A 12,123-nucleotide genomic window follows, 5' to 3' on the forward strand; every position below is an offset into this window, starting at 1 on the left:
GGGGGTAATTCCAGTGCCGGCTCTCGGTCTCGACAGCATCACCGGCCGGATCATGCGGGCCGGCGAGGGAAGAATCCTGCGCAAACTCCAGCGCATCGCGGAACAGGTGGGCTCTCTGGAGGAGGACTTCGAGCAGCTCACCGACGAGGAACTCCAGGCGCTCACCCCGGAGTTCCAGGAGCGGTACGAGGCCGGTGAGAGCCTCGACGACCTGCTGCCGGAGGCCTTCGCCACCATGCGCGAGGCCGCCCGCCGCACCCTCGGGATGCGCCACTTCGACGTACAGGTCATGGGCGGCGCCGCCCTCCACCTCGGCAACATCGCCGAGATGCAGACCGGCGAGGGTAAGACCCTCGTCGCCACCCTGCCCGTCTACCTGAACGCCCTGACCGGCAAGGGAGTCCATCTCGTCACGGTCAACGACTACCTCGCCCAGCGCGACGCCGACTGGATGGGCCGCGCCTACCGCTTCCTGGGCCTGACCGTGGGCGTCATCAAGTCGCAGTCGACCCCGGCCGAGCGGCGCACGCAGTACGCCTGCGACATCACCTACGGCACCAACACCGAGTTCGGCTTCGACTACCTGCGCGACAACATGGCCTGGTCGAAGGACGAACTCGTGCAGCGCGGCCACCACTTCGCGATCGTCGACGAGGCCGACTCGATCCTCATCGACGAGGCCCGCACCCCGCTCATCATCTCCGGGCCGGCCGACCAGCCCACGCACTGGTACGAGGCGTTCTCCAGGATGGTCACGCGGATGCGGGGCGTCGCCGTCCAGGACGAGAACTTCACCTCGCCGCCGGACAAGGAGCGCCTCGCCGAACTGCGGGCCACCCACGACTACGAGTACGACCCGAAGAAGCGCACGGTCGCGATCCTGGACAGCGGAGTCGAGTTCCTCCAGGACCAGCTCGGCATCGAGAGCCTCTACGAGTCCGACCACACGCCCCTCATCGGGCACCTGAACAACGCGCTCAAGGCCAAGGAGCACTTCAAGAAGGACAAGGACTACGTCGTCGTGAACGGCGAGGTCCTCATCGTCGACGAGCACACCGGCCGCATCCTCGCCGGCCGCCGCTACAACGAGGGCCTGCACCAGGCCATCGAGGCCAAGGAGGCGGTGACGGTCAAGGACGAGAACCAGACCCTCGCCACCATCACCCTCCAGAACTTCTTCCGCCTCTACGAGAAGCTCGGCGGGATGACCGGCACCGCCATGACGGAGGCCGCCGAGTTCCACCAGATCTACAAGCTCCACGTGGTGCCGATCCCCACCAACCAGCCGAACGCCCGCGAGGACGACCCCGACCAGATCTACCGGACCGTGGAGGCCAAGTACACGGCGATCCTCGACGACATCGCCGAGAAGCACGAGAAGGGCCAGCCCATCCTCGTCGGCACCACCTCCGTCGAGAAGTCCGAGACCCTCGCCGCCCGGCTGAAGCAGCGGGGCATACGCCACGAGGTCCTCAACGCGAAGAACCACGAGCGCGAGGCCCAGATCGTGGCGCAGGCCGGCCGCAGGGGCGCGGTCACCGTGGCCACCAACATGGCGGGGCGCGGCACCGACATCATGCTCGGCGGCAACCCCGAGGCGATGGCGCTCGCCGAGCTCGACCGGCGCGGCCTCACCCCCGAGGAGAACCCCGACGAACACCGGGCGGCCCTAGACCGCATCAAGGAGTCGGTCGCGGCCGAGCACGACGAGGTCAAGGACCTCGGCGGGCTCTACGTCCTCGGCACCGCGCGCCACGAGTCCCGCCGCATCGACAACCAGCTGCGCGGCCGCTCCGGCCGTCAGGGCGACCCCGGCGCCTCCCGCTTCTACCTCTCCCTCGGGGACGACCTGATGCGGCTGTTCCGGGCCCAGGTGGTGGAGCGCGTGATGTCGATGGCGAACGTCCCCGACGACGTCCCCATCGAGAACAAGATGGTCACCCGCGCCATCGCCTCCGCCCAGTCCCAGCTTGAGCAGCAGCACTTCGAGTCCCGCAAGGACGTCCTGAAGTTCGACGAGGTGCTCAACCGGCAACGCACCCTCATCTACGCCGAACGCCGCCGCGTCCTCGACGGGGAGAACCTGCGCGAACAGATCCTCCACTTCATGGACGACACCATCCGCGCGTACATCACCGAGGAGACCGCCGAGGGCTTCCCCGAGGAGTGGAACCTGGAGCGGCTGTGGGGCGCGTTCCGGCAGCTCTACCCGGTCCGGATCACCATCGAGGACCTGGAGGACGCGGCCGGCCAGCGCGCCGAGCTCACCGCCGACGAACTCGTCGAGGCCGTCACCGACGACGTCCACGCCCGCTACGAGGAGCGCGAGACCGAGCTCGGCGCGGACGCGCTGCGCGATCTGGAGCGGCTCGTCGTGCTCTCGGTCCTCGACCGCAAATGGCGCGAGCACCTGTACGAGATGGACTACCTCCGCGACGGCATCGGGCTGCGGTGGACGCTCGGGCGGGAGCCGATCGTCGAGTACGAGCGCGAGGGGTACGACATGTTCGCCGCGATGACCGAGGCGATCAAGGAGGAGTCGGTCGGGTACGTGTTCAATCTGGACGCGTCCGGGAAGGCCGCCGGTGGTCAGGAGGGGCTGGATTCCGGTCGGCGTACGGATGGACTGCATTTCAGTGCGCCGACGTTGGATACGGCGGAGGGGGTTGTCGAAGGGGACTTCGAGCCGGCCGACGCGGTTCCGTCGCCTCCGGCGGAGGGTGTGGCCGATGTGAAGCCCCAGCAGAGGCGTGCGGCGAGGTCCAGGAGCCGTCGGAAGCGCAAGAGGTAGGTGCCCTGCGGTTTGGTGGCGGGTGCGGGTCGTGTGGGGCTGGTCGCGCAGTTCCCCGCGCCCCTAACGGGGCACAGGTGGGACTCGCTGTCCTGTTGGAGCGGCATTGCGGCAACAATGGGGGGATGAGCGACAGTCCAGCCCCCCTCACCGATCCGCATCTTGTCTTCGATCCTGTGGACGGAGTCCGGGATGTGGTGATCCTCGGATCCACCGGGTCGATCGGGACCCAGGCCATCGATCTTGTGCTGCGCAATCCCGGCAGGTTCCGGGTCACCGGGCTCTCCGCCGCGGGCGGGAGGGTGGGCCTGCTCGCCGAGCAGGCCCACCGGCTCCGCGTCCGGACGGTCGCCGTCGCGCGCGAGGACGTCGTACCGGCGCTGCGCGAGGCCCTGTCCGCGCAGTACGGAGCGGGGGAGACCCTCCCCGAGATCCTCGTGGGAGCGGACGCCGCGACCCACCTCGCCGCATCCGACTGCCACACCGTCCTGAACGGCATCACCGGCTCGATCGGCCTCGCCCCCACCCTCGCCGCCCTGGAGGCGGGCCGCACCCTCGCGCTCGCCAACAAGGAGTCGCTCATCGTCGGCGGCCCGCTGGTGAAGGCGCTGGCCAAGCCGGGCCAGATCATCCCGGTCGACTCCGAGCACGCCGCCCTCTTCCAGGCGCTCGCCTCCGGCACCAGGGCCGACGTACGCAAGCTCGTCGTCACCGCGTCCGGCGGCCCCTTCAGAGGACGTACGAAGGCCGAGCTGGCCGACGTCACCCCCGAGGACGCCCTCGCGCACCCCACCTGGGCCATGGGCCCCGTCATCACGATCAACTCCGCGACCCTGGTCAACAAGGGTCTTGAAGTCATCGAGGCGCACCTCCTCTACGACATTCCCTTCGAACGGATTGAGGTGGTCGTGCATCCGCAGTCGTATGTCCACTCGATGGTGGAGTTCACGGACGGATCGACAATGGCCCAGGCGACGCCCCCCGACATGCGCGGGCCGATCGCCATCGGCCTCGGCTGGCCCGAGCGGGTCCCCGACGCCGCGCCCGCCTTCGACTGGTCGAACGCGTCGAGCTGGGAGTTCTTCCCGCTCGACACCGACGCGTTTCCGTCGGTGGGGCTCGCCCGGCATGTCGGGAAGCTCGCGGGCACGGCCCCGGCGGTGTTCAATGCGGCCAACGAGGAGTGCGTGGACGCGTTCCTGAACGGCTCCCTGCCGTTCAACGGGATCATGGAGACCGTCACGAAGGTCGTCGCCGAGCACGGCGCGCCTCGTACGGGAACCTCGCTCACCGTCCCGGACGTCCTCGATGCGGAGACCTGGGCGCGTGCCCGGGCCCGTGAACTGACAGCCCGAACCACAGCGACATCGACAGCCACGACAACGGCGGAGGCTCGTGCATGACGACCCTGATGATGATCCTCGGCATAGTCGTCTTCGCGATCGGCCTGCTCATCTCGATCGCCTGGCACGAGCTGGGGCATCTCTCCACGGCCAAGCTGTTCGGCATCCGCGTGCCGCAGTACATGGTCGGCTTCGGCCCGACCATCTGGTCGCGCAAGAAGGGCGACACCGAGTACGGGGTCAAGGCGATTCCGCTCGGCGGCTACATCCGCATGATCGGGATGTTCCCGCCCGGCCCCGACGGACGTATCGAGGCCCGCTCCACCTCGCCGTGGCGCGGCATGATCGAGGACGCCAGGGCCCAGTCCTTCGAGGAGCTCCAGCCGGGCGACGAGATACGCCTCTTCTACACGCGCAAGCCGTGGAAGCGCGTCGTCGTGATGTTCGCCGGCCCCTTCATGAACCTGATCCTGGCCGTCGCGATCTTCCTCGGCGTGATGATGACCTTCGGCATCCAGACCCAGACGACCACGGTCGGCAAGGTCTCGGACTGCGTCATCGAGCAGAGCGAGAACCGCTCCGAGTGCCAGAAGAGCGACACCGCCGCGCCCGCCAAGGCCGCCGGGCTCCGGGGCGGTGACAAGATCCTCGCGTTCAACGGCGAGAAGATCACCGACTGGTCCGCCCTCCAGGCCGACATCCGCGCCAACCCCGGCAAGGCCGTCACCCTCACCGTCGAGCGCGACGGCAAGCAGCTCGACCTGACCGCCCACCTGATCCGCAACCAGGTCAGCAAGACCGACGGCGACGGCGGCTACGTCGAGGGCAAGTACGTGTACGCCGGCTTCCTCGGCTTCACGCCCGCCTCCGGCATCGTCCAGCAGTCGTTCGGGCAGTCCGTCGACCGCATGGGCGACATGATGCGGAACGGCGTCGAGTCGCTCGTCGCCCTGCCGTCCAAGGTCCCCGCCCTGTGGGACGCGGCTTTCGGTGACGGCGAGCGCGAGGCGGACTCCCCGATGGGAGTGGTCGGCGCGGCCCGGGTAGGCGGCGAGGTCTTCACCCTCGACATCCCGCCGGAGAACCAGATCGCGATGATGCTGTTCCTCGTCGCGGGCTTCAACCTCTCCCTGTTCCTGTTCAACATGCTCCCGCTGCTGCCGCTCGACGGCGGTCACATCGCGGGCGCCCTGTGGGAGGCCCTGCGCCGCAATCTGGCGAAGGTGCTGCGGCGGCCGGACCCCGGTCCGTTCGACGTGGCGAAGCTCATGCCCGTCGCCTACGTGGTGGCCGGGATCTTCATCTGCTTCACGATCCTGGTACTGATCGCGGACGTGGTTAACCCGGTGAGAATCTCCTAGTCATACGGAGTTTGTGGCGGCCGGACATGATTTGTGTCCGGCCGCCCTCCATTGGGTGGTCCTGCGCAGCGGATGTGCTCCCGTCTGCGGGGGTGCCGTAATCTCGATGGCTGGAGCCCGTCAGCTTTCGGGACCGACCGTCCTTACCTTGGGGTTGCACAGCAGATGACTGCGATTTCACTCGGCATGCCGTCCGTTCCGACCAAGCTCGCCGAGCGCCGGAAGAGCCGGCAGATCCAGGTCGGAACCGTGGCGGTGGGCGGAGACGCACCCGTCTCGGTGCAGTCGATGACGACGACGCGTACGTCGGACATCGGCGCCACGCTCCAGCAGATCGCCGAACTGACCGCGTCCGGCTGCCAGATCGTGCGCGTCGCGTGCCCCACGCAGGACGACGCGGACGCGCTTGCGACGATCGCCCGCAAGTCGCAGCTGCCGGTCATCGCCGACATCCATTTCCAGCCGAAGTACGTGTTCGCCGCGATCAAGGCCGGCTGTGCCGCGGTCCGCGTGAACCCCGGCAACATCAAGCAGTTCGACGACCAGGTCAAGGAGATCGCGCGGGCCGCCAAGGACACCGGCACGCCGATCCGGATCGGCGTCAACGCCGGCTCGCTCGACAAGCGGCTGCTCCAGAAGTACGGCAAGGCGACGCCCGAGGCGCTCGTCGAGTCGGCGCTCTGGGAAGCCTCGCTCTTCGAGGAGCACGACTTCCGGGACATCAAGATCTCGGTCAAGCACAACGACCCGGTGGTCATGGTCAACGCCTACCGGCAGCTGGCCGCCGCATGCGACTACCCGCTGCACCTGGGCGTCACCGAGGCCGGCCCCGCCTTCCAGGGCACGATCAAGTCCGCGGTCGCCTTCGGCGCCCTGCTCGCCGAGGGCATCGGCGACACGATCCGCGTCTCCCTCTCGGCCCCGCCGGTCGAGGAGATCAAGGTCGGCATGCAGATCCTGGAGTCGCTGAACCTCAAGCAGCGGCGTCTTGAGATCGTCTCCTGCCCGTCCTGCGGGCGTGCCCAGGTCGACGTGTACAAGCTGGCGGAGGAGGTCACCGCCGGTCTTGAGGGCATGGAGGTCCCCCTCCGCGTCGCCGTCATGGGCTGCGTGGTCAACGGCCCCGGCGAGGCCCGCGAGGCCGACCTCGGCGTCGCCTCCGGCAACGGCAAGGGCCAGATCTTCGTCAAGGGCGAGGTCATCAAGACCGTCCCGGAGTCGAAGATCGTCGAGACGTTGATCGAGGAGGCCCTGAAGATCGCCGAACAGATGGAGGCGGACGGAATCCCCTCCGGCGAGCCCTCGGTGTCCGTGGCGGGCTGACGACCTCCGCCCGTTGCGCAGTTCCCCGCGCCCTTAGGTTTTAGGGGCGCGGGGAACTGCGCGATCAGCCACAACGCACCCGCACCCGAAAAGACACCCCACGGGGTCTGGGGCGGAGCCCCAGAAGGATGATGGGGGTCCCCCCGCTCGAGCGAAGCCAAGAGTGGGGGAGGGTAGGGGCGGCGGGGGCGAGAAAACCCGGCCCCGACCCATCAGGCGGCGTGGCACAATTCCGCCAGGTACAGTGCGGAGATCAGCAGACCTGATGGTGAAGGCCCCGCACGTGTTGACGCAGACGACCACCAGGGTCCTCGAACCGAGCGACCTGGACGCCGCGCTCGCCGTCCTCGACCGCGAGCCGGTGGCGAACGCCTTCGTGACCTCCCGCGTACAGGTCGCAGGCCTCGACCCCTGGCGCCTCGGCGGCGAGATGTGGGGCTGGTACGAGGACGGCATGCTGACGTCCCTCTGCTACGCGGGCGCCAACCTGGTCCCGATCTGCGCCACCCCCCGAGCCGTACGGGCCTTCGCGGACCGCGCCCGCAGGGCAGGCCGCCGCTGCTCCTCCATCGTCGGCCCGTCCGACGCCACCTCCCAGCTCTGGCGCCTCCTGGAACCGAACTGGGGCCCGGCCCGTGAGGTCCGCCCGCACCAGCCTCTGATGGTCACCGACCGGCTCCCCACCGACATGGCCCCGGATCCGTACGTCCGCCGCATCCGCAAGGACGAGATGGAGACGATCATGCCGGCGTGCGTGGCGATGTTCACCGAGGAGGTCGGCGTCTCCCCGCTCGCGGGCGACGGCGGACTCCTCTACCAGGCCCGGGTCGCCGAACTGGTCGGCTCCGGCCGCTCGTTCGCCCGCCTCGACCACAACGGCAGGGTCGTCTTCAAGGCGGAGATCGGCGCGGCCACCACCCAGGCCTGCCAGATCCAGGGCGTCTGGGTTGCCCCCGAATACCGGAGCCAGGGCCTCGCGGCCCCCGGCATGGCAGCGGTCCTCCGCTACGCCCTCGCCGACGTGGCCCCGATCGTCAGCCTCTACGTCAACGACTACAACACAGCCGCCCGGGCCACCTACCGCAGAGTGGGCTTCCAAGAGGTCGGCGCTTTCATGAGCATCCTGTTCTGAGGGGGCGCAGCCCGTTTCAGGGGCGCGGGGCTGTGACATGTGCGGCTGCGCCGCGTGGGCGCGACCAGCCACATCCGGCCTGCACCCAACAAGACCACCCGACTCACAGCGCACCCCAACGACATGCCCGGGTAGTCTCCGGGCATGCTGCGCTTCCCCGGTCAGGGCCCCGTCACGCCCGACGACATCGTCATCGGTCTCCTGGACCTGGCCGCCAGGATCGACGAGGCGCTGGCCGTCCAAGCCCTGGCGTTCGGACTCGGCTCGGACGAGATCGCCGTACGACGCCAGATCGTGCTGCGGCACCTCACGTACCCCGGCGCCCGCGCGCTCGGCGCGACCACCGCGGACGGACGTCTCGTCGGCTTCGTCTACGGCATGCCCAACGACAGGACGCACTGGTGGTCCACAGTCGTCGAGCCCTATCTGCGCAGCCAGGGATCCGACGGATGGCTGGACGACTCCTTCGTGATCACCGAACTGCACGTCCACCCGGGCTTCCAGAACCAGGGCGTCGGCCGTGCCCTGATCACCACCATCACGGACAGCGCCGCCCAGCCCCGCTCGATCCTCTCCGCCATCGACACGGAGAGCCCGGCCCGCGGCCTGTACCGCTCGCTCGGATACGAGGACCTCGCCAGACAGGTCCTGTTCCCCAGCGCACCGAAGCCGTACGCGGTGATGGGCGCCCCGCTGCCCCTCCGGCGCCGCTGACCCGTCCTCCCCGCGCCGCCGACCGACCCCTCCGGCATCGCGGACGGATCCCTCCGGCATCGCCGACGGATCCCTCCGGCGCCGTAAACGGATTTCCGGCGACGGCGGCCCCCCGGCTAACCTCCTAGCCATCACCCTTACGCAGCAGGAGTCGAGAACCATGGCCCAGGTCCAGCGCATGTCCCGTTTGATGGTCAAGACACTGCGTGACGACCCGGCGGACGCCGAGGTGCTCAGCCACAAGCTGCTGGTGCGCGCCGGCTACGTACGCCGTACCGCGGCCGGCCTGTGGTCCTGGCTGCCGCTGGGCAAGAAGGTCCTCAACAACGTGGAGCGGGTCGTCCGCGAGGAGATGGACGCCATCGGCGCCCAGGAGGTCGCGCTGCCCGCCCTGCTGCCGAAGGAGCCCTACGAGGCGACCGGCCGCTGGGAGGAGTACGGCCCCGAGCTGTTCCGCCTCAACGACCGCAAGGGCGGCGACTACCTCCTCGGCCCGACCCACGAGGAGATCTTCACCCTCCTGGTCAAGGATCAGTGCTCGTCCTACAAGGACCTGCCGGTGATCCTCTACCAGATCCAGAACAAGTACCGCGACGAGGCCCGCCCCCGCGCCGGCATCCTGCGCGGCCGCGAGTTCCTGATGAAGGACTCGTACTCCTTCGACACGGAGGACGAGGGCCTGGCCAAGTCGTACGCCCTGCACCGCGAGGCGTACCAGAAGATCTTCACGCGTCTCGGCCTGGACTACCGCATCTGCGCGGCCACCGCGGGCGCCATGGGCGGCTCCAAGTCCGAGGAGTTCCTCGCCCCGGCCGCGGCCGGCGAGGACACCTTCGCCGACTGCCCCAACTGTGACTACGCGGCCAACACCGAGGCGATCACGTACGCGCTGAAGCCGGTGGACGGGTCGGCCGTGCCCGCTCTCGAGGAGATCCCGACCCCCGAGACCCCGACCATCGAGACGCTCGCCGCGTACCTGGACGTCCCCGCCTCCGCCACCCTGAAGAACCTGCTGGTCAAGGTGGACGGCGAGATCGTGGCCATCGGCGTACCGGGCGACCGCGAGGTCGACATGGACAAGGTCGAGGCGCACTTCACCCCCGCCGCCGTCGAACTCGTCACGGCCGAGGACTTCACGGGCCGCGACGACCTCGTACGCGGATACGTCGGCCCGCAGGGCCTGGAGAAGGTCCGCTACCTCGCCGACCCGCGCGTCGCCCCCGGCACCGCCTGGATCACCGGCGCCAACAAGGAGGGCGTGCACGCGAAGAACGTCGTCGCGGGCCGTGACTTCGAGGTGGACGAGTACGTGGACGCGGTGGTCGTGCAGGAAGGCGACCCCTGCCCCGCCTGCGACACCGGCCTCACGCTGGACCGCGCCATCGAGATCGGCCACATCTTCCAGCTCGGCCGCAAGTACGCCGACGCCCTCCAGCTCGACGTCCTCGGCCAGCAGGGCAAGCCGGTCCGCGTGACCATGGGCTCGTACGGCATCGGTGTCTCGCGCGCCGTGGCGGCGCTCGCCGAGCAGCACGCGGACGAGCAGGGCCTGGTCTGGCCCGCCGAGATCGCCCCGGCCGACGTCCATGTCGTCGCCGCGGGCAAGGCACTCCAGACCGAACTGGCCCTCGACGTCTCGGAGAAGCTGAGCGCGGCGGGCGTCCGGGTGCTCGTGGACGACCGGGCGGGTGTCTCGCCGGGCGTGAAGTTCACGGACGCCGAGCTCATCGGCGTACCGAAGATCCTGGTGGCCGGCCGGCGCTCCGCCGAGGGCGTCCTGGAACTGAAGGACCGCCGCACCGGCGAGCGCGAGGAGCTGACGGTGGACGAGGCGATCGCCCGCCTGAGCAAGTGACCCCTGCCGAGCGATTGACCCCGCGGGATTAAGAAGCCTCTCAGAGACTTCTTGCCGGGCGTCTGGGCGCCGCACAGTTTTCTCTCAGGCTGCTCCCCGACCGTAGGACGTGACACAGCGTCATTCGGGAGGGGAGCAGTCATGTCTGGCAGCGAACGGGGGGCCGCCGCGGCGGTCCGCAGAGGCGCACGGCGTACGGCTGCCGCGGCAGCGGCGGTGACACTGGCGGCAGCGGCGGGCGTCTTCGCACTCATCGGCACGATGGAGTCGGCCGCGACGACGACGGCGGCCGGAACGACGGACTCGTCGTCCTCGACGACGTCACAGTCGGAAGACTCGTCCTCGTCCTCGTCCTCGTCGTCGGATTCCTCGGTCTCGGACAGCGGGAGCGACTCCTCCTCGTCGCTGCAGGGTTCGTCCGACGACCTGACCTCCGCCGACGACAGTGGGACCGCCGACTCCACCTCGGGGGCGTCGTGATGACCGCCGCCGACACCTCCTTGCGTCCTACGGCCGCAGCGAACTGGCGTGCCCTCGGTACGAGCGTGCGGCTCGTCACGACGGACCCGGCGCTGCTGGACTCCTGCAACCTGCTGCTCGCCCGGCATCTGGCCGAGGTCGACGCGGCGTGCAGCAGGTTCCGCGAGGACTCCGAGCTGGTCGCGCTCGACAGCGCCGGAGGGCGGCCGGTCAGGGTCAGCCCGCTGCTCGCGGAGGCGCTGGCGGTCGCGTTGCGCGCCGCCGCCGCGACCGACGGAGCCGTCGACCCGACGGTCGGTTCGGCGATGAACGCCATCGGCTACGACCGTGACTTCCGGCTGGTCCAGGAGGACGGGCGACCGGTGAAGCTCACCGTGCGCCCCGTCCCGGGCTGGCGCCTGATACGCCTGGACCGCGCGACCGGTACGGTCACCGTCCCGGCCGGGGTCCGCCTCGACCTCGGTGCCACGGCCAAGGCCTGGGCGGCGGACAAGGCCGCGGCGACACTCGCGCGGGCGGCGGGCTGCGGAGTTCTGGTGAGCCTCGGCGGCGACACGGCGGTCGCAGGCGAAGCCCCGGCGGGTGGCTGGCGGATCCGCGTCCAGGACGTCACGGGTCCGGTCGACGAGACGCCTCCGCAGGGCCCGTACGCGACGGTCGGCCTGCGCGGCGGCGGGCTCGCCACCTCGGGCACGGCCGCCCGCACCTGGCGCTCGGGGCCGCACACCCTCCACCACATCGTCGACCCGGACACCGGCCTCCCGGCCGATTCCCCCTGGCGGACGGTCTCGGTCGCCGCCACCACCTGCGCCGACGCGAACGCGGCCAGCACGGCGGCCATCATCAAGGGCACCGGCGCGGAACGCTGGCTGTCCGGCCTGGGCCTCCCGGCGAGGCTGGTGGCCCGGGACGGCACGGTGGCGACGACACCGGGCTGGCGGACGAACGGAACACCGCAGTTCTCGCCCCCGCCGCCCCTGCCCATTCCCGTCCCTGCCTCAGGGGCTCCGCCCCCGAACCCCCGCTCCTCAAACGCCGGAGGGGCTGAATACTTCGCGGCCGGGGCTGGCACTTCAGCCCGTCCGGCGTTTGAGGACGAGGCCGTTCAGGCCGATGGCGGGGGT

General features: G+C 69.7%; 9 protein-coding genes. All 9 read left to right on the top strand.

Annotated elements, in window-relative coordinates; all coding sequences use genetic code 11:
- Window positions 1–52 precede the first annotated feature (52 nt).
- Window positions 53–2,791 (top strand): preprotein translocase subunit SecA, encoded by a 2,739-nt coding sequence (secA, locus tag O3Q52_RS09085; RefSeq protein WP_269648310.1) that lies wholly within the window; start codon window positions 53–55, stop codon window positions 2,789–2,791.
- 125 nt (window positions 2,792–2,916) lie between these two features.
- Window positions 2,917–4,194 (top strand): 1-deoxy-D-xylulose-5-phosphate reductoisomerase, encoded by a 1,278-nt coding sequence (gene dxr / locus O3Q52_RS09090; RefSeq protein ID WP_269648300.1) that lies wholly within the window; start codon window positions 2,917–2,919, stop codon window positions 4,192–4,194.
- A complete protein-coding gene (locus tag O3Q52_RS09095) occupies window positions 4,191–5,495 on the top strand; it encodes an RIP metalloprotease (protein ID WP_269648301.1) in 1,305 nt (434 codons plus the stop codon). Before dxr ends, O3Q52_RS09095 begins: the two co-directional genes overlap by 4 nt.
- Before the next feature lie 165 nt (window positions 5,496–5,660).
- Window positions 5,661–6,818: a flavodoxin-dependent (E)-4-hydroxy-3-methylbut-2-enyl-diphosphate synthase gene (ispG, locus tag O3Q52_RS09100; RefSeq protein ID WP_055616509.1), complete on the top strand. Its 1,158-nt coding sequence runs from the start codon at window positions 5,661–5,663 to the stop codon at window positions 6,816–6,818.
- A 283-nt stretch (window positions 6,819–7,101) separates the two neighbouring features.
- Window positions 7,102–7,950 (top strand): GNAT family N-acetyltransferase, encoded by an 849-nt coding sequence (locus tag O3Q52_RS09105; RefSeq protein ID WP_269648302.1) that lies wholly within the window; start codon window positions 7,102–7,104, stop codon window positions 7,948–7,950.
- Window positions 7,951–8,094: 144 nt separating this feature from the next.
- Window positions 8,095–8,664 (top strand): GNAT family N-acetyltransferase, encoded by a 570-nt coding sequence (locus O3Q52_RS09110; RefSeq protein ID WP_269648303.1) that lies wholly within the window; start codon window positions 8,095–8,097, stop codon window positions 8,662–8,664.
- Between the two features lie 160 nt (window positions 8,665–8,824).
- Window positions 8,825–10,519, top strand: a complete 1,695-nt coding sequence (locus O3Q52_RS09115; protein ID WP_269648304.1) for a proline--tRNA ligase — start codon at window positions 8,825–8,827, stop codon at window positions 10,517–10,519.
- 141 nt (window positions 10,520–10,660) lie between these two features.
- Entirely contained in the window at window positions 10,661–10,999 is a 339-nt protein-coding gene (locus O3Q52_RS09120; protein ID WP_269648305.1) for a hypothetical protein, read from the top strand.
- The coding region (locus tag O3Q52_RS09125; protein WP_269648306.1) for an FAD:protein FMN transferase at window positions 10,999–12,123 on the top strand (1,125 nt) is incomplete at its 3' end. The genes O3Q52_RS09120 and O3Q52_RS09125, both read left to right, overlap by 1 nt.

It is taken from the genome of Streptomyces sp. ActVer (assembly GCF_027270795.1).
Lineage (GTDB): Bacteria > Actinomycetota > Actinomycetes > Streptomycetales > Streptomycetaceae > Streptomyces > Streptomyces umbrinus_A.